The 23,694-nt window shown below is 61.0% G+C and carries 20 protein-coding genes; 17 read left to right on the top strand and 3 right to left on the bottom strand.

All coding sequences use genetic code 11. From position 1 onward, the window contains the following. Positions 1–8: 8 nt before the first annotated feature. Both SH292x_RS13575 and SH292x_RS13570 read right to left on the bottom strand, forming a co-directional pair. The gene (locus SH292x_RS13575; protein ID WP_442481549.1) at positions 9–1,628 is read right to left on the bottom strand and encodes a sensor histidine kinase; all 1,620 of its coding nucleotides are present in this window, start codon (positions 1,626–1,628) and stop codon (positions 9–11) included. Beyond that, positions 1,625–2,296, bottom strand: coding sequence for a hypothetical protein (locus SH292x_RS13570; RefSeq protein ID WP_442481548.1), 672 nt, complete (start codon positions 2,294–2,296; stop codon positions 1,625–1,627). Before SH292x_RS13570 ends, SH292x_RS13575 begins: the two co-directional genes overlap by 4 nt. 326 nt (positions 2,297–2,622) lie before the next feature. On the opposite strand from SH292x_RS13570, the gene SH292x_RS13565 reads away from it, so the two are divergent. The 3 genes from SH292x_RS13565 to SH292x_RS13555 are packed head-to-tail and all read left to right on the top strand — an operon-like array spanning position 2,623 to position 7,907. Next, positions 2,623–3,072 (top strand): MarR family winged helix-turn-helix transcriptional regulator, encoded by a 450-nt coding sequence (locus tag SH292x_RS13565; protein WP_442481547.1) that lies wholly within the window; start codon positions 2,623–2,625, stop codon positions 3,070–3,072. Beyond that, complete coding sequence (locus tag SH292x_RS13560) at positions 3,041–4,327, top strand: efflux RND transporter periplasmic adaptor subunit (RefSeq protein ID WP_442481546.1); 1,287 nt, start codon at positions 3,041–3,043, stop codon at positions 4,325–4,327. Before SH292x_RS13565 ends, SH292x_RS13560 begins: the two co-directional genes overlap by 32 nt. A gap of 43 nt (positions 4,328–4,370) precedes the next feature. Then, entirely contained in the window at positions 4,371–7,907 is a 3,537-nt protein-coding gene (locus SH292x_RS13555; protein ID WP_442481545.1) for an efflux RND transporter permease subunit, read from the top strand. A gap of 18 nt (positions 7,908–7,925) precedes the next feature. Here SH292x_RS13555 and SH292x_RS13550 read toward each other — a convergent pair whose 3' ends face one another. Continuing rightward, positions 7,926–9,092 carry a hypothetical protein gene (locus SH292x_RS13550; RefSeq protein ID WP_442481544.1) on the bottom strand — a complete coding sequence of 389 codons (1,167 nt, stop codon included), beginning with the start codon at positions 9,090–9,092 and terminating at the stop codon, positions 7,926–7,928. 318 nt (positions 9,093–9,410) lie between these two features. On the opposite strand from SH292x_RS13550, the gene SH292x_RS13545 reads away from it, so the two are divergent. The 14 genes from SH292x_RS13545 to SH292x_RS13480 all read left to right on the top strand — a co-directional run bounded on the left by SH292x_RS13545 (position 9,411) and on the right by SH292x_RS13480 (position 23,585). After that, a complete protein-coding gene (locus tag SH292x_RS13545; RefSeq protein WP_442481543.1) occupies positions 9,411–9,785 on the top strand; it encodes a CBS domain-containing protein in 375 nt (124 codons plus the stop codon). Positions 9,786–9,868: 83 nt separating this feature from the next. Beyond that, entirely contained in the window at positions 9,869–13,021 is a 3,153-nt protein-coding gene (locus SH292x_RS13540; RefSeq protein ID WP_442481542.1) for a LamG domain-containing protein, read from the top strand. A gap of 186 nt (positions 13,022–13,207) precedes the next feature. Further along, on the top strand, positions 13,208–13,585 hold the full coding sequence (locus tag SH292x_RS13535; RefSeq protein ID WP_442481541.1) for a response regulator: 378 nt from the start codon (positions 13,208–13,210) through the stop codon (positions 13,583–13,585). A gap of 21 nt (positions 13,586–13,606) precedes the next feature. Continuing rightward, positions 13,607–15,295: a GspE/PulE family protein gene (locus tag SH292x_RS13530; protein ID WP_442481540.1), complete on the top strand. Its 1,689-nt coding sequence runs from the start codon at positions 13,607–13,609 to the stop codon at positions 15,293–15,295. Between the two features lie 27 nt (positions 15,296–15,322). Beyond that, positions 15,323–16,480: a type II secretion system F family protein gene (locus SH292x_RS13525; RefSeq protein WP_442481539.1), complete on the top strand. Its 1,158-nt coding sequence runs from the start codon at positions 15,323–15,325 to the stop codon at positions 16,478–16,480. Between the two features lie 2 nt (positions 16,481–16,482). Further along, entirely contained in the window at positions 16,483–16,815 is a 333-nt protein-coding gene (locus SH292x_RS13520) for a competence type IV pilus major pilin ComGC (protein ID WP_442481538.1), read from the top strand. A 166-nt stretch (positions 16,816–16,981) separates the two neighbouring features. Next, positions 16,982–17,302 carry a competence type IV pilus major pilin ComGC gene (locus tag SH292x_RS13515; RefSeq protein ID WP_442481537.1) on the top strand — a complete coding sequence of 107 codons (321 nt, stop codon included), beginning with the start codon at positions 16,982–16,984 and terminating at the stop codon, positions 17,300–17,302. A 20-nt stretch (positions 17,303–17,322) separates the two neighbouring features. Next, positions 17,323–17,832, top strand: coding sequence for a pilus assembly FimT family protein (locus SH292x_RS13510; RefSeq protein WP_442481536.1), 510 nt, complete (start codon positions 17,323–17,325; stop codon positions 17,830–17,832). A gap of 110 nt (positions 17,833–17,942) precedes the next feature. After that, complete coding sequence (locus tag SH292x_RS13505; RefSeq protein ID WP_442481535.1) at positions 17,943–18,398, top strand: type IV pilus modification PilV family protein; 456 nt, start codon at positions 17,943–17,945, stop codon at positions 18,396–18,398. Next, positions 18,376–18,903, top strand: coding sequence for a PilW family protein (locus SH292x_RS13500; protein WP_442481534.1), 528 nt, complete (start codon positions 18,376–18,378; stop codon positions 18,901–18,903). The genes SH292x_RS13505 and SH292x_RS13500 overlap by 23 nt, the downstream gene beginning before the upstream one ends. 4 nt (positions 18,904–18,907) lie before the next feature. Beyond that, positions 18,908–19,288: a hypothetical protein gene (locus SH292x_RS13495; RefSeq protein ID WP_442481533.1), complete on the top strand. Its 381-nt coding sequence runs from the start codon at positions 18,908–18,910 to the stop codon at positions 19,286–19,288. Between the two features lie 13 nt (positions 19,289–19,301). Continuing rightward, the gene (locus SH292x_RS13490; RefSeq protein ID WP_442481532.1) at positions 19,302–20,888 is read left to right on the top strand and encodes a PilN domain-containing protein; all 1,587 of its coding nucleotides are present in this window, start codon (positions 19,302–19,304) and stop codon (positions 20,886–20,888) included. Continuing rightward, positions 20,888–21,502 (top strand): hypothetical protein, encoded by a 615-nt coding sequence (locus SH292x_RS13485; RefSeq protein ID WP_442481531.1) that lies wholly within the window; start codon positions 20,888–20,890, stop codon positions 21,500–21,502. Before SH292x_RS13490 ends, SH292x_RS13485 begins: the two co-directional genes overlap by 1 nt. A 139-nt stretch (positions 21,503–21,641) precedes the next feature. Further along, the gene (locus SH292x_RS13480) at positions 21,642–23,585 is read left to right on the top strand and encodes a secretin N-terminal domain-containing protein (protein ID WP_442481530.1); all 1,944 of its coding nucleotides are present in this window, start codon (positions 21,642–21,644) and stop codon (positions 23,583–23,585) included. Positions 23,586–23,694: the final 109 nt, after the last annotated feature.

Below are 23,694 nucleotides of genomic sequence, written 5' to 3'. Positions count from 1 at the left end.
ACGCAGTTTTACTGCGAGGTATACGCGTGTCGCGCGAGCTCCAGGGCCGCGCTACGTTGGTTTCGTTCTTCCTCGGCTTCGGTGTCCACTATCGGTATCGTGACGGTAAACGTGGTTCCCTCGCCGACAACGCTGTACGCGCTGATCTCTCCCGAGTGCTTGTTGACCACGATATCGTGCGAAATGGCGAGGCCTTGCCCGGTGCCCTTGCCAGGCTCCTTGGTGGTGAAGAATTGGTCGAAAATGCGGCTTTTGACGTGTGGCGGGATACCAGGGCCATTGTCTTGCACCTCGATCACCACGTTCCCGCCCGCGGCAAAGGTGCGAATGGTGATGATACCCTGCGGATCGGAAGAATCGACATCGTGATCGCGGATGGCATCGGCGGCGTTGACCACCAGATTCAACAGCACTTGGTTCAGCTCGGCGGGTAGCGCGTCGGCCATCGGAAGGTCGTCCGCGAGTTGCAGTTCCACCCGCGCCACGTACTTCCAGCGATTGCGGCTCACGGCGACGGTGCTGTGAATCAGTTGATTGATATCCGTAGGCACCTTCGACCCCGTGCCCGGGTGCGAGAAGTCCTTCATTGCGCGGACGATCGTGATTACTCGGTCGATGCCATCACGATTCTCGGCGAAGGCACACGGCACTTCGCGAACGAGCTCCGCGTAACGGTAGCCGGCGAGAATAGCGTCGGACCGCTGATGCCGATCTTCCCAGGCTTGGCTGGGGGAGTCGATATTCAGCATTTCGATGTAGGACTCGGTGATGTCGAGCAATCGATCGACACACTCTTCGAGATAAAGGGAGTTGTCGCCGATAAACTGCATCGGGGTGTTGATCTCGTGGGCGATACCCGCCGCGAGTTGGCCGATGCACTCCAGCTTCTGGGCTTCGGCCAGTCGCTGTGCCATCCGCCGGGTTTCGTCGATCGAAGCTTCGAGCTGCTCACTGCGAAGCTGCAAGTCGGAGGTACGCTCCCGCACTACCTCTTCGGTATCGGCTTTGGCTTGCTCGAGCCGAGCCTGAGTGCGGCTGGCTTCGCGCATCTCGCGGACGCCAGTGATGCAGCTCCAGCCCAGGAACAAATCTTCGAACAGCACCCAGCCGGTGTGTTCCAAAGCCCGCGCAATCGATGGGATTAGTACGCCAAAGATCGTCTCGGGCCAAATCGTTCCGCGTACGAGGTGGTCAAACGCCACCACGGTGGTCGCCGGCACGAGCACCCGCCAGTCGCGATAAAACGCCAGGAAGGCGAGCGAGCCGAAGATGTGAAAGTGGGTCTCCAGCCGGCCGCCGGAGATGTAGATCAGCAGCGCAGAATAACCCGCTTGCGCCACCGAGATCGTCAACCGAGTGGAAAAATGCCCCGGCTTGAAGTACGCCATCGCAATGGGAGCGGCGGCCAGGACGCCGCCTAACACGACGGCCGCCCACAAGTGGGCGTGCAGTCGGCTCTCTTCCCCCTGCCAAGTGAGGGGCGAAAGGATCGCCGCCCCGCCAATCGCCGCGATCCATTGAATCACGAATAGCCGGGCAAACAGCCGATCGGTTCGGCTGTAGAGCTGTTGCTGTCGATGGTGCAGGATTTCGTCGGTACGACGATCGAGTGCCGTCTGGGAATTCATAAATCTCGCCCCTCCGACTCCATGGCCTCGACGTTCCGCAGCGGACATCCGTAGACCCGCGTTCGCGGGGTGGTTGGCCGATCGCCGGATGTAAGCGCTATAATGGCACCAGCACCAGCACTTGGACCTACATGACCCCGTCCGGTGGTGATGCCGCCGCTAAACAGCGGATGGCCTTCCTTGTCAAACAGGGCGATCGAACCGGAGGTCTGCATTCCAAGCAGCGACGCCATCGATCCGTCGCTATCCGTAACCATGGTGGTATTTGGTAGCTGAGCAAGTTGCTTGATGAGTGGCGTGTTCGCAAAGTCGATTCCGGCCGAAGTCGGCTGGTAGCAGAGCACCCGGCACTCAACCTTATCGTTTGTCTTGTCAATTAACCGCTGAAGTTCAGTTGCGGTTGCCTCGGAGCAGACGCAACGCGGGTGGATCGCCACGACAAGCAGGAAATCCCGCTTGCGAGGCCATTCCGCGCGGATGTCGTGCAGCGCAGCGGGCACCAAGTCCGGGCCCGGCGTTTGGCTGTAGGTGAGTAGAGAGTAGAACCCGACCGCGCACGCAACTATCCACACTCCCAGCAAGCTGAAAGTAGTGAGGAGTCCGATTTTGGAGGAAGTTTCAGGATGCATGTTTTCGCGTGCGGACAACCGATGGGCTGCGATCGCCAAGGAAGCCTCTCGATGGCAGTACGCAAATTTACGTCTGGTCAAGTCGGCTGCCTGGGGGACATCGGGAAGTCCCATACACTCGCCGAAGCTCCGAAATGGGCCAAACGGCACAACTGCTACGCGCGTTCGAGTTGTGCGGCTGGCCGAAATGCGCAGCGGTTAACTAGCTGATTCAGTGGTGCGCAGCGACGAGTGGCGATCACCTCAAAACGGGAATGCCGAGTTTGGACGTGATAAATCTGCAACTCGCGTCTGGTCATTCGCAGTTCCGATAGCAATAATTATTAGAGCGCTAACTATTATGCCTGCGGGCGAGGATATTCTGCATGTTGCAGTACGATTTTGAGGACAGTGTGGGTTATTGGCTCGCCTCGGCGCACCACTCGTACATGCGCGTGCTAAACGAACGCTTGGAGCCTCACGGCATCACCTACCGGCAAGCCCAGTTGTTGGGTTACTTGGTCAAGGACGGTGCGATGAGCCAGTCGGAGCTTGCCTCGCGGATGTTGATTGAGCCTCCGAGCTTGGTAGGCATCCTCGACCGCGCCGAAGAGGCGGGGCTGATCGAGCGTCGGAGTTGCGCCAACGATCGGCGACGCAAACTGATTCACACCATGCCCGCGGCGGAAGAGGTGTGGGCAAAGATTGTCGCGTGCGGCCGTGAAATTCGCCGGCAAGCTTTGCAAGGCCTCGACCCCCAAGAAATCGATTCCCTGCGTCATCTATTAGCGAAGGTTCGTGACAATGTCTCGAGTGATGCGCCGGCGGTTTCTTAACCGAATCGCCCTCTTTGCACCGCTAGCTTGTTTCTGTGCCGCGGCATGGGGCCAAGCGGGGCCTGCGCCGGTAGTGGTGGCCCAAGTCGAGCAGCGGCAGGTGACCGACACACAGGCGTTCGTTGGCACGGTAGCCCCGTCGCAGATGGCATCGATTGGTAGTGCCGTCAGTGGCCGGGTGATCAAGTGCGACATCGAGGAGGGGGATCGCGTGGAAGATGGGCAAGCCCTTGCACAACTTCTCACCGAAACTATTGACCTGGAAATCGCCTCGGCACAGGGGGAACTCGAGTATCGTCAGGCACTCTTGGCCGAACTCGAAAATGGCACGCGTGCCGAGCAAGTCGAGCAGGCCCGAGCGCGAATGGCTGCGACCGGCGCGCGTCGTGAATACTTGGAGAATCGCCGCGAGCGCCTGCGCGATCTGGCCGAGCGAACGACCGCCGTGACCGAGGACGAATGGAGCGAGGCGGTCTCGCTGGCGGCCGAGGCTCAAGAAGCCCACGCAGAAGCGACCGCCGCCTACGACGAGGCCCAGGCGGGTCCGCGAAAAGAAGCCATTGCACAGGCTCGTGCGCAGGTGGTGATGCAACAAGCGGTCGTCGATCGACTGAAGGATCAGCTCGCGAAGCACACCTTGCGGTCGCGGTTCGGAGGTTACGTTGTCGCCAAGCACAGCGAGATCGGCCAGTGGGTGAACACGGGCGATCCCATCGCCGACGTGGCGGGTGTCGATGTCGTCTGGGTGGTGGTGCAGGTGCTGGAGCAGAGCGTCCCCTACTTGAAGCTTAACGCGGAGGTGAGCGTCGATATCCCCGCGCTGCCGCAGTCGCCCTTCACTGGCAAGGTCGTAGCGATCGTGCCGCAGGGCGATGTCCGGGCGCGGACATTCCCTGTGAAGATTGCCATCCAAAACCAGACCACCGAGTCAGGCCCACTCATCAAACCCGGCATGTACGCCCGCGTCGAGCTTCCGGTTGGCAGCATGAAGCAGGCGGTTCTTGTACCCAAAGACGCGGTGGTGCTCGACCAGCGCTCGACGCTAGTCTACGTCGTCCAGGGGGCGTCCGCTGTGGGTGAGCAGGGCAGCGTGTCGCCGGTGCCCGTGAAGCTCGGCGGCTCGTACGGCAGGTTAATCGACATTGGCGACTCACTAAAGCCAGGCCAGATCGTTGTGGTCGAAGGCAACGAACGCTTGCGACCGGGTGCAGCGGTATCGATCGCTCGCCTCGCAGAAACTCCCGCCGGCCCTTAAGGCCAACCCTCCCCCCGCACCCCCCACCTCGCTCGGTGATCCGATGCATTTAGCCGACGCTATCGTTCGCAATCCGGTCAAAGTGGCTGTCGGCGTGTTGCTGGTAGTGCTGTTCGGTCTGGTCGCCGTGTTTCGCATGCCAATGCAACTCACGCCCGAGGTGCAGACTCCTACGATCACGGTCGAGACTCGCTGGCCCGGTGCGAGCCCGCAAGAAGTTGAGCAGGAAATCGTCATTGAGCAGGAGGAACAACTAAAGGGTGTCGAAGGCGCGCGCAAGCTGTCCTCCGAAAGCTTGGATTCGATGGGACGAATCATCATCGAGTTCGCCGTGGGTACCGACATGGATCAGGCGATGCTCCGGGTGAATAGCCGGCTACAACAGGTTGCCGAGTATCCGATAGAAGCCGATCAGCCCGTGCTCTCCACTTCCGACAGCACGGGGCAGGCGATCGCGCGGTTCATGCTCAGCTCGTTACCTCCTACTGCCGAGCAGCTGACCGCGTTTAGCGAAGCACACCCGGAGTTGAGCGACCAGATTGCTCGCATCGCTGCGACTCCGAACAACGGCCTGAAGATGCTGCGGCTCCGCAACCTCGCGGCCGAGCACCCCGAAGCCGCGGAGCTTCTACCCCCGCCCGACCTCGAAGTGCTCAAACTCCGCCGACTGGCCGAGGACGAAATCGAAGCCCGTTTCGAGCGGGTGGATGGCGTCGCGCAGGCAGAGGTCGTGGGTGGCCTGGAAGACGAGTTGCAGGTGATCGTCGACCTCGAGAAGCTAGCCGCCCGCCAGCTCACGCTTACCGAAGTGCGCGATGTCCTGCGAGCGCAGAACCGCGATACGTCGGCCGGCACCATCGACGATGGCAAACGTCGCTACGTGTTCCGCGCGCTGAATCAATTCCGCTCGCCCGAGCAGGTGCTCGATCAATTGCTCGCCGTTCGGGATGGCGGGCCGGTGTACGTTCGCGATGTCGCCACCGTGGAGCTGGGCTACAAAAAGCCCGATGGCTTGGTGCGGCGATTTGGCGAATCGAGCATCGCCATCAACTGCGAGCGTTCGACGGGCGCCAACGTCATCGACGTGATGGAGAACCTTCGCAAAGTCGCCGCCACCATCAATCGCGACATCCTCAATCCCCGCGGATTGATGCTCAGCCAAGTCTACGACGAGACCGAGTACATCAATTCGTCCGTCAAGCTGGTTCAGGAGAACATCTTCCTCGGTGGCGCGCTGACCATGGTGGTGCTGATGTTGTTCCTGCACCTCGGTGTCCCTTCGCTCATTTCGATTCCCTTAATTCTGGCGACCGGCATTGCATCGGTTTATGTTTCGCCCTGGATGTTCGTGCTATGCCTTGCCCTCGTGGTCGGAACCGGTTTTTACTTCGCCCGCGGGGCGCTGGTCGTCGCGCTCGCCATTCCCGTGAGTATCGTCGGCACGTTCCTGGTGCTGCACATGCTGGGGCGGTCGCTCAACGTCATTAGCCTCGCAGGCTTGGCGTTCGCCGTTGGCATGCTTGTCGATAACGCCGTGGTGGTGCTGGAGAACATCTACCGCCGGTACGACATGGGCGAGTCGCCCTACACGGCTGCGGTGCGTGGCACGCAGGAAGTGTGGGGTGCTGTGCTCTCGTCGACTTTGACGACCGTCGCGGTGTTCCTACCCATCGTGTTTATGGAAGAAGAAGCGGGGCAATTGTTCCGCGATATCGCCCTGGCCATCTCGGCTTCCATCGCCTTGTCGATGGTGGTGTCGGTCACGGTGATCCCGGTGGCGGCAGCGCGGCTGCTAAAGCGGCATCCCGAGGATGAACGACACCTCCAAGGCGACTTCACCACCAACGGCCATCTGCCAACGCAGCACACAGCGGCCGAGAGCACGATCGGCGTGGTCAACGCCTTGGGCACGGCGTTTACGAATTCGATCGTGGGCATCAACGCTTGGATTCAGAAGGGACTGTGGCGGCAACTAGCCACTGTGGCGATTCTAGTGGGTGTGTCCTTTGGCGTGACCTATCTGCTTTGGCCAAAGGTCGAGTACCTGCCGAATGGCAATCGCAACTTGGTGATTGGCATCGTCGTTCCACCGCCAGGGCTGAACATCGATAAGCTGATGACCTACGGCACGGATGTCGAGGAGGCACTGCGTCCCTACTGGGATGCCGACGAAACGAGCCTAGCTGAGCTGAAGGGTCCGGCGATTGAGGATTTCTTTTTCATCGTCCGCGGACGTCAGGTGTTCATGGGCGTGCGAGCCAAAGACCCGCTCCGCTCGGCAGAGTTGATTCCGGTTATTAAAGATGCGCTGCGACGCATTCCCGGAGCTTACTCCGTCGCCAAGCAAACCAGTTTGTTCGAACGCGGTCTCACGGCGGGCCGGACCGTCGACGTGGAGATCGTGGGTCCCGACATGCTGAAGCTGGTGGATCTAGGCACCCAAGTGCTCGGCAAGGCGAGCGAGGTGATTCCCGGCTGCCAGGCACAGCCGGTGCCTAGTCTCGACTTGTCGAGTCCCGAAATTCACATCAATCCCAAGCTGATGCAAATGGCCGAGATGGAGATGTCGGCAACCGACATCGGCTTCGCCGTCGACTCGATCATTGACGGTGCTTACGTGGGCGACTACTTCTTGGGTGGCAAGAAGATTGACCTGACCCTCAAGGGACACGACGATTTCAATCGATCGACGGGCCAATTGGAATACGTACCCGTGGCTACGCCGCAAGGTTACTTGGTTGCGCTGAAATCACTGGCAGATATCAAGGTGTCGAGCGGTCCCGAACAAATCAATCACCGCGAACGCGACCGGGCGATCACCATCCAAGTCACCCCGCCGGCGAACGTGGCACTCGAGGACGCCATGGCCGCCATCTCGTCGCAGATCGTCGAGCCACTGCGGGCAGAGGGCCAACTCGATGGTGGCTACCGCGTAGCGCTCGCCGGCACGGCCGACAAGCTGAGCCAAACGTGGGGCGCGTTGAGTTTCAATCTCATGCTCGCGGTACTCATCACTTACCTGTTGATGGCCGCGTTGTTCGAGTCGTGGATCTATCCTCTCGTGGTCATCCTGAGCGTGCCTCTCGGTGCCGCGGGTGGCGTGATGGGGCTCGCTATTCTCAATCTGTTCATTCTGCAGCCGCTTGATGTACTGACGATGCTCGGGTTTGTCATTCTGATTGGCACGGTGGTCAACAATCCCATTCTTATCGTCGAGCAGGCCCTCAACCACCTTCGCCACGACGGCATGACACCTCGGGCGGCGATTCTAGAGAGCGTCCGCACCCGTATCCGGCCGATCTTCATGACCACGACGACCACGGTGCTCGGCCTCGCGCCGCTTGTGCTGTTTCCGGGCGCTGGTAGCGAGTTGTATCGCGGGTTGGGCTCGGTAGTGCTTGGTGGACTACTGGTGTCGACGGTGTTCACGTTGTTGTTGGTGCCGACGTTATTCCGGATCGCGCTGAATGTGTTCGGTCAATCCGACATCGAGCATACCGAAGCGATCTGGGAAGGCGAATCATCGCCCGTGGAAGATGTGCGTCCTTATCGCTCGCCAGAACCCGTCGGCGTTGTGTAGTAGGATCGACAGCGTTTGCTATTTAGGCGCGTTATCGATCAGCCAGTCTTCGAGGTTGAGTTGCCGAATCGACGGCGCGCGGAGCAGGGCGGCGCGATTGGGAAGTAGATTCGCCAGCCACCGGCGATTCACCAGGTTGGACACGGCCCGCATGCCAAGGCCGGTGAGCGACATCCGCGCGAGTTGCTGCCGAACGTTGTCGCTGAGACGGCTAAAAGTCGCTGGCACCACGTTCGGAGCGGGACCGACGTGGATGATCAGGTCGACGTCTTCTTTCAGCGTGAACATCACGGCGTCCCACAATCGCTGTGGGTGATCGATCCACCGCCGCAGGATTTCGCGGGCCGGGATGTGGTGGTAACTCGCGGTTCCGGTGGCCAGCGAGAAGAGGGTCGGCGACTCGAGCCCGGGGCGGGGCGACATCTTTTCCATCATCACCGATGCGCGGTCGGGGATGTGACGTTGGCGGACGATGGGGGTATGAAGCGGTGGCCACAGGTTGGGATCTCGCTTGAGATGCGCCGACTTGCTGAGCACTCCACCCATCTCCGCCCGGAACCGAGCAAGCGTGTCGCGTTGCCCTAACACCAAGTACGTGTTGGGTGAAAGCACGGCGGAGATGCCAATCACGCCCTGCCGTTCGGCGGTGATGTCTTCGCATAGCCGGATGACTTTGTGCTCGTCCACGGCCTCGGTCCGCGAGAACACGATCCCCATTCGCACATCATGCGCGAGTGCTGCGCAGTCGTGCGCGAGCGCCACCGGCACTTCCATCGCCTCGGCGGGGGAAATGATCTGGCTGGCCGCCACGGCGGTGAGTTCGCCAAGGCTGTAGCCAAACGACAAACGAGACTTTCGGTACTCGATGGCGTGAATGGTTTCAAGCAGTTCGACCTGGGCGAACTCAACCGCCATAATCAGCGCAACCGATTCGGCGTAATGGTCGAGGTCCGGCTCCAGTTGCCCCACCACGCGGGCCACCAAGTCGGTCGTCAGCCCATGCGAGTCATGGCACACTTGGCTACCAAGTTCGAGCCAGCGTTCCAGCACCGGCTGGTAGGCCGGAACCTGCCACAGCTCGTGCGTCCGCCCCAGGTTCGTGGTGTTGTAACCACGGAACGAAAACGCCGCGCGAGGCATGGCCTGGCGTAGCTGGTGAGCGGCGGTAGGTAGGGCGGAGGCCATTGGCGGGCACGCTTGAGACGCTATGGGGCTTTGATGTGTATCGACTGATCGCCGGAGTTAAGGATGCTCGACCGAAAAACTTTGCTGAAAGTGGTCGGCGAAGTCAACTAACCCGTACAACCGGCACAACGCGAACACCACCGCAGAGGGGACGGGTAAACCGAACGCCCGAATGCGGCATCTGCAACTCCCACTATGAACTAGGTTTGGGGAGAGGGAAAGCAGTTCACGACAAAACTCCTGGAGCGTCGGGCGCAACTGCCGCTCAAGGTATCGAATCAACAGGGAGTGTCAGGCGTGATTACTGCGGAACAAATCATGACACCGGACGTCATCACCATCGGTCCGGACGCTTCGATTCACGACGCCATTGAGCTTTTGCTAGCTTGCCGGATTAGTGGTCTGCCTGTTGTGGATCGCAATGGCTCGCTCGTTGGCATTCTGAGCGAGTACGCCCTCTTGGCGCTGGCCTACGATCAATCGGTAACGCACCAGACTGTCGCGCAGCACATGACTCGTGAAGTGATCTCGGTTGATGCGAGCACTCCTGCGAACCGTGTGGCCGACCAGTTGATCGTCAACCGCGTTCATCGCCTGCCGGTGATTCGCAACGGACGATTGGTGGGGCTCATTTCGCGTAGCGACGTGCTTCGTGCCCTCTACCGGGCGCAGGCGCCGGTCTGCACCGCTTGACGTTCCCGCCGAGGGGCGCACAGCCTTTGGGGGGCCAGGTGCAAAGTTTACGACGACCATCGAATCCTCTCGCCACCGCGACGATGCTCTTGAGCATTGCCGCGGTGTTCGCGCTTGCAGCGACGCCGGCCAGCGCGCTCAACGTGCTGCTGGTAATGCAGGACTCGACGATCAACGCGAGTGAGACTTCGCGTCAGTCGGCCTTTCAGTCCTGGGGTCACACGGTCACCACGATCGATGGCAACGCCACGCAGGCGGCCTTCGACGCCGCGATGGCCGCCGTGGACGTGGTCTACATTCCCTCGACCGTCCAGGAATGGGAGCTCGGCACCAAGGTCAAGTCAACCGGCAAGGGTGTCGTCTGCGAAGAACGCTATCTCGACAATGAGATGGGCTTCTCGACGGGCGACGGTTGGAATAACTCGCACAATAACATCGAGGTGCTCAATAACACACATCCCGTAACCGCAGGGCTAGCGACGGGCTACGTCACCATCGTCAGCTCAAACCAGCAAATCACGATGATGAATCCCACCGTAGCGTCGGGCTTCACGGTGCTGGCGAAGCAAAACTACGCGGCGGGCAACACGCTCGGTGTGATGGACGTGGGGGCCGCGCTTGCCGGAGGTGGTACTGCGGTTGGCCGGCGGGTTCGCTTGCCGTGGGGCGACGACGGCTTTAGTTGGGCTGCACTTAACACAAGTGGCTTGCGAATCGCCCAGCAGGCGATCACCTGGGCGGCGGCCGACCCGCTGCTGCTACATTGGAAACTCGACTCCACTACCGGCACCACCGCCGTCGACGCGTCGACTTACGCTCGCAATGGCACACTCTCTGGCAGTACGAGCTGGACCACCGGCGTGCGGCAAAATGGGTTACAGCTAAACTCCACCGGCAAGGTGTCGGTGACCAACGAACTCGGGGAGCCGGCCAACTTCACCATCGCCGGCTGGGCTCGCACCGATTCAAGCGACACGCACGGCGCAGTGATCCTGAGCGTCGGCGACTGCGCCGCCCTGATGGCGCACCAAGCGGCGACCAACTCGCCCGCCATCGCCTACTGGAACGGATCGTCGCTGCAAACGCTCGCCGCGTCGGGTGGCAGTCGCGTCGGAACCGGATGGCATCACTACGCCGCGACGTTCAACAACGCGACCAAGCTGCTGACGATTTACGTCGATGGCGTCTCGCGAGGCTCGATGATCGCGTCGGGATCTCCCTCGTACATCCTCGGTACTCAGACCGTCGCCGGCGACGAGACAACCGCCTATTACAACCTGCACCACACGGGTGCACTCGACGATCTGCGGGTTTACGGCAAGGTGCTCACCGCGAGCGAGATCGTCGACTTGTATGGACTTGTGGGGCACTGGACGTTCGACGAAGCAGCGGGCAGCACCACCAACGACTCGTCTCCCAAGAACAATCACGCGGCGTTCAACGCGGGAACGCCCGCCTGGACCGCTGGGGTACGTGGCAGTGCGCTGGAATTCAGCGGCTCGAACGACGCCGACACCAACGCCAACTTCGACCCACCGGCCGAAGGAAGCGTTTCATGTTGGTTCCGCTTCGACGACGTACCGACTGGTGCCCAGCGTCTCCTAGGTAGCGGGGGCGACTGGGAGATTCGCACCGACTCCACAGGCCGCATCTTTTGCGATTTCTCCGGCGATGGCGTTGGTGCAGGTTTCATGACCGCGACCGGCGTCGCCACGGCCGACGAGTGGCATCATCTGGTCGCCATGTACAACTGCGACACGGATACTTACAAACTCTATCTCGATGGCTCGCTGGTGGCGAGCGGCTCGATGACCCTCACCGATCAGCCGGCGGCGATTCTCACGTTCGGCACGCGAACCGGTTCGACCGAGCGGTTCGATGGTACGCTCGACGATGTGCGCGTCTACGCTTACGAACTCAACCCTTCGCAGGTCGCCGACCTCTATGGCCTGATCGGTCACTGGCACCTGAATGCCAGCGCGGGAACCACGGCGACTGACAGCTCGCTCAAGGCGCTCCACGGCACCCACACCGACGGTGCCCAGGCCGGTCAGTTCGGCCCCTACCCAGGCGAAGGTCAGTACGCGGTGGGTCTCGACGGCGGCAATGACTACGTCAATGGAGCCTCGACCACCGAGTACCCCCTCACGAACACTTTTTCGATCGGCGGTTGGGTTCGGCTCGACTCGCACGTCAACTACGCGGCGATGCTCGAGAATGGCAGCGTGACCGACTCTTGCTCGCTGACGTTCAGCTCAACGGGACAGGTTCGTGTCATGGGGCGTTCGGGCGGAGCATTGCGGACGCTCACCACATCCGAAACGCTTCCACTCGACACTTGGAAACACGTCACGGCCACGTACGACGGCACAACCTATCGCATTTACATCGACGGCAAACTCGCCGGACTGTCCTACGAATCGTTTACACTCGACAAGGCCTCGGGCAACCTGACGCTGGGGGCTTCGCTGCAAGGGGGCGACGACTTCCTGGATGGCAGCTTGCACGATGTGCGGTTCTACAATCGCGCGATCAACGCCAGCGAGGTAGCAAAGCTGCATGGCCTTGTCGGGAACTGGCTGCTCAACGAGCCGAGCGGCAAAATCGCGTACGACTCGTCGGGCATGGGAAAGAATGGGACCTACTTGGGCGACGTGCAGCTCGACCAAACGGGGCCCAACGCCGATCTGGGCTCAGCGGAGTTTCTGGGCTTTTCGGGCCACGTGCAACTCCCCACGTACGAGCGGCTGTTCCACCGCGGGTTCTCGATGGCACTGTGGGCGAGACCGTCGGCCACCGGCACCTGGGCACGCTTCATGGACATGGGCAACGGCGGCGGTGCGTACAACCTACTCTTCGCCCGCCGCGCCACGTCGAACGACGTATGGATGGACATGTACGGAGGCAGTCTCGGCACCCGTGGGTTTGGCGCCGCCAATGCCATCGTGAACAGCAAATGGCAGCACTACGCCGTGACGGTCGACTCCACCGGACTGGCGACCATGTACGTCGATGGCGAGTATCGAAGTTCTTTCACCACTGGCACTCCGGGCGATGTGGTGCGGACGCTCAACTACATTGCGAAAAGCAACTGGAGTGGCGACGCCTATTTCCAAGGCAACTTGTCCGATGTCCGCCTCTACAACCGCGCGATGAGCGCCGAAGAAGTGCAGCAGGCGTTTGGTTCCGGAGCCTCCGGAGGCGTGCGAATCATCCGCTGGGTCGAGGCCCGTTGAAGTTCCTTACCTGCGTGTACGCCGGTGCCCCTCGAATTGGCACAATCGCTACGTGTGCTACGACCGGCACCTAAACGAACCATCCAAGCGGTTTCGTTTGCCGCGCGGTGCAAAAAAGCTACATCTTGCTGTGCACCGGCGCGGCATGCTGCGCGCAAGCCACACAAACTAGCATCGCGGCGATTCATGACCAACGACAAGAAGCACATCCTGCTGATTGAAGAAGACCCCACGCTGGCCGACATCACGTCGTTCCGCCTGGAGTTGTTGGGTCATCGCGTCGACACCCTCCACTCCGCAGAAGATGCCCTGAGCCGCCTCGTGGACCAACTGCCCGACATGGTGGTGGTGGGACACTTCCTGCCTGGCATGGATGGCATCGACTTCCTCAATCGCATCAGCAACGACGTTCGCACGTCGAAAATACCGACGATGCTGCTGTCTCCGAACTCCGAACTTGACGACGTGCAGCGGGCCTTTAACGCCGGGGCGGATGAGTACTTAGTCACTCCGTTTGATCCGCAGACGCTGGAAAAAAAGGTCCAGCGGCTCGTTACCGCATAGTCGCTTCCACACAGAACTCGCATGGCACGCCTCGGCGACATCCTGATTGACCATGGCTGGATCACTCCCAGTCAGTTGGAGAGTGCGCTTGCCGCTCAGGGTAACGAACGCGGCATGCTTGGCCAAATACTGGTGCGCCGAGGGCTGATTTCGTTCGACCAGCTCGGCGATGCACTTTCCGAGCAGTACGGCGTGCCATACATCGAAGTGATTCCGCAGGCCGTCAACCCTCAGATCGCCCGATTGGTTCCCGAGCCGATGGCGCGACATCACGGCTGTGTGCCGATTGGCGTGAGCGGTCATCGCCTGCAACTGGCAATGGTTGCCCCCGACGACATCGAGACCATCGCCGAGACCGAGCTCATCACCGGCTATCACGTCGAGCCGATGGTGGCGCTCGAAGCACCTCTTCAAGCAGCGATTGATCGCAGCTTCGACGACCGCATTGTCGCTCGGCAAACGATTGTCGATATGAAAATGGCCGACCTCGAAGCGGCCGAGCACATGGTGGTCGATACGATTGTCGATGTCGAGGCCGAGAAGGAAGACCTCGCCCCCGTCGTGCGGTTGGTGCGGGCCATCCTGATGGGTGCCATCAACGCCGGCACGAGCGATATCCACCTCGAACCGCACCACCCCGAAATGCGCGTGCGTTACCGCGTGGACGGCGAATTACAACAGGTAATGACCATCCCCAACCACATCGAAGAGGCCGTGGTTGCGCGCATCAAGGTCATGGCCGACATGGACACCACCGAAAACCGCCGCCCGCAAGACGGCCGTTTGAGTGTGAACGAAGCGGGCTCGCGGGTGAACTTCCGCGTGAGTTCGATTCCAACGGTGGGCGGCGAGAAGGTCGTGATGCGTCTGTTGGACGAGGCGAACAAGATGTTCGACATCAAGACGCTTGGCCTTCAAGAACGCGATCTCAAAAAGCTGCTGTCATTGATCGACAAGCCACACGGCATGATCGTCGTTACTGGTCCGACGGGCTCGGGCAAGACGACGACCATGTACGCGGTGCTCGCGCAACTCAACAGCATCAACCGCAACATTGTTACGGTCGAAGACCCCGTCGAATACCGACTCACCGGCATCAACCAGGTAGCGTCCGACAACGACTATGGCCTTGGGTTCGCGAACGCCCTGAAGTACATCATGCGGCAAGACCCCGACGTGATCATGGTGGGCGAAATCCGCGACCACGAGACCGCCACCACCAGCGTCCAAGCGGCGCTGACAGGACACTTGCTGATTAGCACGCTCCACACCAACGATGCTGTTGGCGCGGTGGCACGGCTCAACGACCTGGGCATCGACAACTTTAAACTGGGTGGAGCACTACTAGGTTCCGTGGCCCAGCGACTACTGCGATCGATCTGCCCCGAGTGCAAAGAGCCCGCGGAGCCGAATCCGTCGCTGCTCGAAGCCCTGTCGAAGAACCGCGAAGTGCCGGGGAACGCCGTGTTCTATCGCGGCCGCGGCTGTAAGAAGTGCCTCAACACAGGTTATATGGGCCGGCTTCCGATCTACGAGATCATGGTCGTCACACCCGAGCTGTCCGACGCCATCGAACGCGGCTTGCCCGCCAATCGGCTCCGCGAAGTCGCGGTCGCTGGGGGCATGGTCGAACTGGCCCGCGCCGGTCTCGAGCAAGCCATCGCCGGCAGAACGACGCTCGAAGAAGTGTATTACAAGGTGTCGGGTTAGACGGCACGCATTGCGGCTGGTTGAATCATGAAGTCTTCGCTCAGCAATACGAACGTGATGGGCCTTTTCCGAAAAGGAGAAGGGTCGGCTGCGCACAACAAGATCCATCGATCCAAGACCAAACGAACCAGCGACGACGCGAGTCGGTTAAAGAACAGCCAGGTCACCTACGTCTTCCGGCATCTCTCGACCTTGCTTGAGAACGGCGTATCGCTGCCAAAAGCACTCGCGACGTTGGCTGAGGAGCAAGCTACCGAGAACTATCGCTCGATGCTCGACTCGCTTCGCAAGCGACTGGAAAACGGCGAGAGCTTTAGCGCCGCGCTGGCAAATTACCCCGGAACGTTTGATGCTGTGCTGGTGAGCCAAGTAAAGGTTGGCGAGCGAGCCGGTAATTTGGGCGAATCGCTCCGGATGCTTGCCGAGCAGCGCGAGAAGGCTGGCAAGCTGAAGAGCGAGATCGCCAAGAAGCTCACTTATCCAGCGATGCTCGTGCTGCTGGGCACCGGCGTGATTACGTTCCTACTGACTTACGTGGTGCCGGTGTTCGAGCAAACGTATTCGCACGCCAAAGTTCCTCTGCCGGCAATCACCCGTGCACTCATTGCCGTTGGTGCCTTTGCGCAGAGCTATCTGCTGTTGATCGTGGGGGCGATCGTGGTTGGTGTGCTCGCCCTCCGGCAACTACGACGCAATAAGGACTTCGCCTACCGAATGGACGAAGCGATTCTGAGTCTGCCCGTGATTGGTCCGTGGCTTCGCGACGTGGCAGTACTTCAGATGATGGAAACACTGGGCTCGCTGCTACAAGCCGGCTTCACGCTGTCCGAGGCCCTCGGCGAGGCAGCCGAGTCGGTGACCAATCGCTCCGGCAAGGAACGAGTCCGCGAGTTGCAGAGGGCGGTTGTCCGGGGCGAACGATTTAGCCGCGAGATGGAACGCCACTCGAAGTTCTTCCCGCCGATGGTCAGCCAACTCGTCATCATCGGCGAGCAAACCGGTATGCTAACACGCAGCACCACTCACATCCGCGAGCACCTATCCAGCGAAATCGAACGCAAGGCCAACGTGTTCGTTGCTGGCATCGAGCCCATTCTCACCATCTCGCTCGCCGCAGCCGTTGCGGCGGTGTTGATGGCGATTTACCTCCCCATGTTCGACATGATCAACACGGTAGGGAAGTGACCATGGTCCAATCAAGACATCGACTCGCCGCCTTTACCATCATCGAGCTACTTGCCGTGGTGACGATTCTCGGCGTACTGGCCGCGATCGCCATCCCGCGAGCAACCTCGCGGGTCGCCGAAACGGCGCGGAACGCATGCCAGTTGAACCGCGCCGAGATCGAGCTGCAAACCCAGTTGTGGCGCCGGAATCACTCCGGTTATCCAACCGCCAATCTCACCGACATTGGCAGCGACACCGCGTACTTCCCCGAGGGCCTCCCTGAGTGCCCGGTCGATGGTACAAGCTATACCATTGATACGACCACGGGGCGCGTCACAGGCCACGCGCACTGAGTGAAAAGGGCTGGAAACTTTGGCAAACCCTAAGGCGCGACCTATCTTATTACATACATAGGTTTGTGGACGCCAAGCTGCTTGCAACATGACTCGCCGGCCCTTCCGGCGAGATTTGACCTTCGAACTAATTGATTCTGCATTTTTCGGCGACGAGGATTACGAAATGCGACGCACGACTAACAGCCGCCGCGGCTTCTCCTTGATGGAGTTGTTGGCCGTGGTCACCATCTTGGGCATCATTGCAGCCATTGTGGTTCCGCGCGTGAGCGTGTCGGCATCGACCGCCAAGCAGAAGGTTCACGAGCACAACATCGCCACGATCAACTCGGCCGTCGAACGCTACTACATCGAGACCGGAGGCTGGCCCGCCGACGACCTCAGCGACATTGGCACTAACGTCGACTATTTCCCGGATGGCATCCCGACCAATCCCGTCGACAATACCCCCTACGGCCTCGACAGCACCACGCATCGCGTTGACTAACATCGACTAGCGCGACCACCATGATCTGCGCTACACTACACGACACAACCATCGCACGTCGCGCTCCAGCGCGGCGTGCGTTTTCGTTGATTGAGTTGCTCTCGGTGCTCGCCATCGTCGCGCTCCTGTCGACGATGGCCATGATGCGGTTCGGGTCTACCACGTTTCAGAGCACGTCCGCAGAAGGATTCGTCCGAACCCTGATGCTCGATCTGCGTCAGGCCCGAGCGCGGACCATCAGCACCGGTGATAATCACTACGTTCTGCTTTCTCGCTCAGGCGGACAAGTTGCGGGCTACACGCTATATCGCGATCTAAGCAGCGGCGATTCGGTGGTCGACCGAGTGGTGGTCGTTCCTCCCGGAAATACTGTCACCGCTCTCAGCGACCAGTGGGAGTTCGACTTCGATGGCTCCCTAGGGGGCGGAGTCGGCACGAGCCAGATTGTCGTTACCGGGGCCCACTACGCATGGACCATCACGGTCTACCGCGCGACCGGCTGCATCAAGTCGTCGAAGGTCGCTCTGTAGCGGCTGTAGTGACGATGGCCTCGGGAACTGCATGCCTGGGCTATTGATTCGCCCTCGGGGCGGCCTAAGTTTTCGCAGTACTTGCCGCTCCCTCTGCGCGCTCACGCCCCATGTCATTACGCCCCCGCAACCCGAACGAGCTTCTGCGAGGATTCTCGCTGCTCGAAGTCGTCATGGCTTCGTCGCTCGCGGCCATTGCGCTCGTGGGATCGCTCGCGCTGCTCCGTGATGGCATGATCGCGAGCCGTACGATCGACCAACGGCAGATGATGACCACCTATGCGGTGAGTAAGCTCGAAGAGCAACTCGCGCTGGTGGCCGCTAATTGGACTTCGGGCACCGTCGTTGGCGACTTCGCAGCCGATGGTAACCCGTCCATTCGCTACATCGCGTTTCGTTCCGATGCCGAAAGCGACGGTGGGCTGACCGATCGGCTGATGCATGTCCAAGTAACTACGTACACTGACGAAGACGGCGATGACGCGCTCGACGCCGACGAGAAACGCTGTGTGTTTCGCACCAAAGTGGGGAGGTTCGCGACGTATGAATCGCTCGCCACGCCCTAACCGTCGCGGTATGACGCTGCTCGAACTGATGGCCGCGGTCACGATGATGGCGACGCTCATGGCGTCGGTCGTGGTGCTGGTGCGCTCCAGCTACGCGGCGTGGCAAGCTCACGAAACCGACATGGAAGCCGCCGAAACCGCCTACGCCACACTCCGCCACGTGGTCCGCCACGTCCGGCAGGCATCGGCGGTGAGCGCCATCTCCACGTCTGGCGACACTTCCGGCAACCTCTCGCTAATCATGCACACGGGCGAAACCCGCTTGTGGCAGCACACGGGCGGAAGCAAACAGGTGCTCTACGGCGTGGCTCCTGCGGTCGCCAATCAATTGGTGGCCGATGGAGTGAATCAGATGGTGTTCTTGGGATTCGAAGCCGATGGCACGACGGCCACAACGCTGGTCGAGGACATCCGCTGCGTGAAGTGCACCGTTCAGATCACGATGCCAGCAGGCGGCGGTTCCGCGCGCACCCTTTCCAGCCACGCGTGGCTGAGGAGTTGGTAACGCCATGCAATTCAATACGGTATCAAGTCGTCGACCCTGCAAACGCCGTTCGGGTATGGCACTGCTGCTGTGCTTGTTCGTGGTGTTCATGGTCAGCTCGCTGGTGCTGTCGGTCGTTAACACGACGGTCGTTCAATACGCAGCAGCACGCAACGTCCAGGACTACGAACGTGCCCTCTACCTCGCCAATGCAGGTATTCATCACGCCTGTGCCGAACTGGAAGCGAACCAATCGTGGCGCGGCGTGGTGAGCGACGGATCGTATCCCAACGACAATAGCTACTCCGCGACAGCCGCCGATGGCGATGGCGGAGTGATCGAACTTGTGTCCGAAGGCGTCGCTGGGGACGTCCGTCGCACCGTACACGCCCACGTAGAGCTGTAGTGGAATCGAACCAATGAAGAAGCAATCCACCGACACATCGCCCGAGCTCAGCCGAAGCGATCGCCGCGCCGCACGACCTGATCGACGCAGTGGCAGTGATCGTCGTCGCAACGTGGAAACCAAGCGACCCATTATTCACATCGCCCGTTCGATGCTCCGCGTGCTGGTGGTTGTCGAGCGGTCCAACAATCAGCAAGATCTGGCCATCTGCCGTTCGCTCGCTTGGCGGATGGACGCGGATCGTTTGCATTCGCTGCAAGGCGCGAAGGAGTTAACCGCTGCGCTAGCAAAGCTCGCCGGCGAAGAGCGGCTGGCTGGCGCCGAGGCCGAGGTGCTCTTGAGCAGCGACCTGTGCGTCACCCGCGCGGTGACGGGCGTGGTGGACGACGTGCAGCGCGAGACGGCGTCGCTTCGCGAGCGAAGCCAACTTTATCTCTCACTGGGCCCCGGCAAAAAGGTGATCGCCAGCAGCAGCACGCCGCTCGACGCCCGCCACGCCCACGCCATGCTCACGGTTGCAACTGAGCAGACCTTACAGATTATTTCCCAGGCGATCGAGTCGGCCGGCATGGAGCTGGGCGCGATTCGCTCGGCACAAGTGTCCCTCGCCCGCGCGGTCCATCAGGTTCTCGGAGCAGACGCAGGGGCGTCGCTGGTAGTTGGAGTTGACGGCGGAAACATTGAGCTCGGGATTATGAGCCGCGGCCGCTTGTTCCTCGACTACCGCCCCGGTGGCGACGCCCACGTCGATGACCTCGCTGGTTTGCTCGGTCAGCATCACACGCGACTCCAGCGCTACTGCCATCGCCATCACGGTCTGGAAGGGAGCAAGCTGACCGATGTCCTTGTCAGTGGCCAGTCCGACGAAGCGCGACCGGCGCTTAAGAATCTCGAGACGATCGAGTTTCTCAAGTCGTCTTTGCTCGATCTCCAAGGTGTCACGTTGCCATGGGAGTTGCGCGGAGAACCGCTCGCTCCCGAGATGGCGGCGGCGGTGGGTGCGGCGCTCGCGCTTGCCGGCGACGTTTCGACGCGCGGTCCCAACCTAGTCGATCACCTGAAATCGCTCGCCCGGCCGAACCTCCGGCCGATGCTGATCCGCAAGTTAGCCCCTCTGGCCGCAGTGCTTTTGATTGCCGTAGGCCTGGGCGTGCTCAACTGCACGAAGCATCGCGAAGTGTCCGCGATGCAGCAGCAGCTAGTCACTCTTGCTCCCAAAGCCGAGCGGGCGGCAAAGCTCCGCGTCGATCTCGTGGCTGGTGAAAACGAAGTCGCGCAGTACAACGTGCTAGCATCGCACCTCAGGTCGCAGCCCTACGCGCTTTTGCTCAAGAACCTGACGCAGAGCGTTCCCACCGACGTGTGGTTGTCGGATGTCCGCTTCGAAGAGGGGGGCACCGCGACCATTGCTGGTAGCAGTTACGTCGAGAGCAGCATCTACGATTTCGTCAGCAACTTGCAACATTTGCCGGGGATTGGCGGTGTTGCTCTGCACGGCACCGGCGTCGGGCGCACTGCGCACCGCAACGCTACGACATTCGACATTCACTTTCATCTCGACTTTAGCGGCGAGAGCACCCCGGCCGGAGAATCGCTGTAATGGACGACCTAATCGTTAAGTTTTGCGAAGACCGCCGAAGTTGGCTGTTCGTTATTGGGGGAACCCTTAGTCTCGTGCTGGTATTTCTGATGCCCGAGGTCGATGACTATGTGGCCGTTTGTAACGAAGAAACCGAAGTCGCCGAGAAGCTGGCTTCGGCAGAGCAAGCAGCCGCGATGCTGCCCGCCTTCGAGACACGGCACGCGAAACAGGCCGAAGTCGTTGCCCAGAGCGTGGCGCGGACGCTCACCGCTGACAACGAGGCCGACTACCGCAACACGATCGTCACGCTGGTGCGCGAGACGGGGTGTCAGTTGCGCCGGTTGAACATCAGTGCTGCCTCGGTCCGAGATTGGGGACAGCAAGATAATCCGCTAGAGAAGACCTACAACAAGAAGCTGAAACCCACGGGCTTCCTGCTCGAACGTCGGCAGGTGTCGCTCTCGCTCGCGGGCCCTTCGGCCAGTGTGCGGCGCCTAGTGGAACAGTTCGAGCAGCAGGATAAAGAGGTGTACGTCGAAGGCTTGGAGCTCAAGCCCGACGCCGGAGACGGAAGGCGAGTCGAGTTAAACATGGAATTGTGGTACTACACGCTTGCCCGCCCCGCGGCGTAGCAAGCAATTGAGTAAGTGAGTACCGAGGCCCGGCAGGATGCAGGGCAGGCGACAGGTCATTGGAGGACGAATGCCGCGAGGGACGCTAATGCCGAAGGCTGCGCGCCGCACAATGCTGCGCTGCTGGAGGTACGCGCTCGTGGCGCAGTTGGTTCTCGCGCAGCTCTGCGCCACCGCGCTCGCGAATCCGAGCCTTGATATCTCGTCTGCCGCGCTGAGTGCCCCCAGCCCCGAGCTGATCACGGCGCTCGATCGCCGTGGCGACTTGGTGCTCCGCGGCTCGACGCTCGACGCGGCGATCTTCACCATCAACGAGCTTTGGAAGGTGAACATCATCGCTGGCGAGCTCCAGGGCCAAGTGAACGGCGTCTTCAAGAACGCCCCGCTCAAGGAGATACTCGACACCATTTTGCTCGGCAACGGCTACGGCTACCGCATCGTCGGCGATAGCATCGTCGTCAGCAAGCTCGATCAACTCGGGCAGATCAATCCGTTCTTTATCTCCGAGGCCATTCAGGTCACCAACGCCAAACCCTCGGAGCTTGTCGAGGCCGCACGGTTGCTGAGCACGCCTCAAGGCAAGGTCCAGGCGATCGACACCGCGCGGACGCTCATCGTCATCGACTTTCCCGAGCGGGTGAAAATGATTCGCGACCTCGTGGCCAGCATCGACGCCGCCAGTCGCGGTCCCGGCATGCTCGATGCCGGGGGCCAGCCGCGCGATTTGGAAGTGGGCTACTTCCACACGCAGTTCATCACGGTGACCGACGCGAAGCTGGTGCTTGCTACCGTGTTGAGCCCCGTCGGGCGTGCCGAGGCGATGATTGCCGAAGACCGGTTGATCGTGGTCGACTTCGCAGAGAACCTAGCGATGGTCGAACGGGTGCTGGCGAGTGTCGATCGTCCGAGGCCGCAGGTGCAAATCACCGCGCTGATTTACGACCTCAGCCTCGAAGACATCGAGCAGATCGGCATCAACTGGTCGCAGCAAATCGAAGCCCGTACCAACGGGACGCCTCAGCCCAGCAGGGAACTAGAAGTGGCGAACCCGTTCACCCCCTCGGCTTCGGGTGCCCTGTTCACGTTCACCAGCATTGGCGACACCTTCAGCCTCGGTGCGGTGGCCGAGGCGATTCAAAACGCCAAGGACTCGCGGCTGCTCGCGAATCCAAACGTAACCGTGATGGACAACGAGCAAGCGCTGTTCGAGGCCGTTACGCAGATTCCTTACCAGCAGATCACGCAAACGCAGCAGGGTGGCCAGCTTGCCGGCACCGCGTTCAAGGACGCCGGCATCAAGCTCGACGTCGTGCCCAAGATCGCGGCCGATGGCACCATCGAGATGACCGTACGCCCCGAGTTCAGCCGCCTCACCGGTTTCACCCCGGGTGACAACCAGCCGATTATCGATACTCGCGCGACTTCGACATCGGTTCGCGTAGCGAGTGGGCAGACGCTGGTCATCGGCGGTATGCGACAGCGGCACGACGTCGGTGACTTCGCGGGTGTGCCGGGGTTGAAGGACGTACGGTGGCTTGGTTACATGTTCCGCTCGCGGAGCACCAACGTTCGCGAGAGCGAGCTGGTCGTGTTCCTCACGCCGCGCATTGTTGGTTACACCGGTCCGATGGATTGCCGCTCGCAGTTGGTGCTCGACACCATCGACTGCCGGCTCGATCACATTCCCCGCGCCGAGGGTTGCCCGCCTGGAGCGGGTGCATGCGAGTCGTGTAATGGCGGGCCGATGATGATGGAGGGGAACCAACCTGGCATCGAAGCGCTTCCTGCACCACAGCCCACGCCGATGATGGCTCCCGAAGCGCGGGCGGCGGCAGAGAAGATGCCGATCGCGGGCGGGCGATTCGCTCCCACGCCGGCGAAGTCCGCCATGTATCGCCTGCCACCCCCTCCTGGTACCGCCGTGGCCCAGAAACCCCCGGCTGCCGAGCCGAACGCCCAGTGGCCATTGCGTAGCGAGTTCGACGCCCGCTACCAGGGAACTGCCGATCGCAAAGCGGTAGTCCCGCCGCCTACGAAGCAGGCCAAGGAAGACTCGTGGTGGAAGCGAACGTTTACCCGCTAGCCGAAGCGTCGTTACAACCGGATCCACCGGCACACGCTCCATGCGGAGTCTGTCACTACCCCGATCCTTGAGAGGGTACGGCATGGAGCGCGAGCTACCTTTGAGAGCC

The organism is Aeoliella fuhlenseeensis (assembly GCF_052161615.1).
Classification (GTDB): domain Bacteria; phylum Planctomycetota; class Planctomycetia; order Pirellulales; family Lacipirellulaceae; genus Aeoliella.
Note: the sequence above shows the minus strand (reverse complement) of the source record. Positions and strands in the feature narration are given on the sequence as shown.

Excerpts from the sequence above, each read along its gene's own strand:
- SH292x_RS13575 (WP_442481549.1), bottom strand. The coding sequence starts at position 1,628 with ATGAATTCCCAGACGGCACTCGATCGTCGTACCGACGAAATCCTGCAC.
- SH292x_RS13565 (WP_442481547.1), top strand. The coding sequence starts at position 2,623 with ATGTTGCAGTACGATTTTGAGGACAGTGTGGGTTATTGGCTCGCCTCG.
- SH292x_RS13560 (WP_442481546.1), top strand. The coding sequence starts at position 3,041 with ATGTCTCGAGTGATGCGCCGGCGGTTTCTTAACCGAATCGCCCTCTTT.
- SH292x_RS13555 (WP_442481545.1), top strand. The coding sequence starts at position 4,371 with ATGCATTTAGCCGACGCTATCGTTCGCAATCCGGTCAAAGTGGCTGTC.
- SH292x_RS13550 (WP_442481544.1), bottom strand. The coding sequence starts at position 9,092 with ATGGCCTCCGCCCTACCTACCGCCGCTCACCAGCTACGCCAGGCCATG.
- SH292x_RS13545 (WP_442481543.1), top strand. The coding sequence starts at position 9,411 with ATGACACCGGACGTCATCACCATCGGTCCGGACGCTTCGATTCACGAC.
- SH292x_RS13540 (WP_442481542.1), top strand. The coding sequence starts at position 9,869 with ATGCTCTTGAGCATTGCCGCGGTGTTCGCGCTTGCAGCGACGCCGGCC.
- SH292x_RS13535 (WP_442481541.1), top strand. The coding sequence starts at position 13,208 with ATGACCAACGACAAGAAGCACATCCTGCTGATTGAAGAAGACCCCACG.
- SH292x_RS13530 (WP_442481540.1), top strand. The coding sequence starts at position 13,607 with ATGGCACGCCTCGGCGACATCCTGATTGACCATGGCTGGATCACTCCC.
- SH292x_RS13525 (WP_442481539.1), top strand. The coding sequence starts at position 15,323 with ATGAAGTCTTCGCTCAGCAATACGAACGTGATGGGCCTTTTCCGAAAA.
- SH292x_RS13520 (WP_442481538.1), top strand. The coding sequence starts at position 16,483 with ATGGTCCAATCAAGACATCGACTCGCCGCCTTTACCATCATCGAGCTA.
- SH292x_RS13515 (WP_442481537.1), top strand. The coding sequence starts at position 16,982 with ATGCGACGCACGACTAACAGCCGCCGCGGCTTCTCCTTGATGGAGTTG.
- SH292x_RS13510 (WP_442481536.1), top strand. The coding sequence starts at position 17,323 with ATGATCTGCGCTACACTACACGACACAACCATCGCACGTCGCGCTCCA.
- SH292x_RS13505 (WP_442481535.1), top strand. The coding sequence starts at position 17,943 with ATGTCATTACGCCCCCGCAACCCGAACGAGCTTCTGCGAGGATTCTCG.
- SH292x_RS13500 (WP_442481534.1), top strand. The coding sequence starts at position 18,376 with ATGAATCGCTCGCCACGCCCTAACCGTCGCGGTATGACGCTGCTCGAA.
- SH292x_RS13495 (WP_442481533.1), top strand. The coding sequence starts at position 18,908 with ATGCAATTCAATACGGTATCAAGTCGTCGACCCTGCAAACGCCGTTCG.
- SH292x_RS13490 (WP_442481532.1), top strand. The coding sequence starts at position 19,302 with ATGAAGAAGCAATCCACCGACACATCGCCCGAGCTCAGCCGAAGCGAT.
- SH292x_RS13485 (WP_442481531.1), top strand. The coding sequence starts at position 20,888 with ATGGACGACCTAATCGTTAAGTTTTGCGAAGACCGCCGAAGTTGGCTG.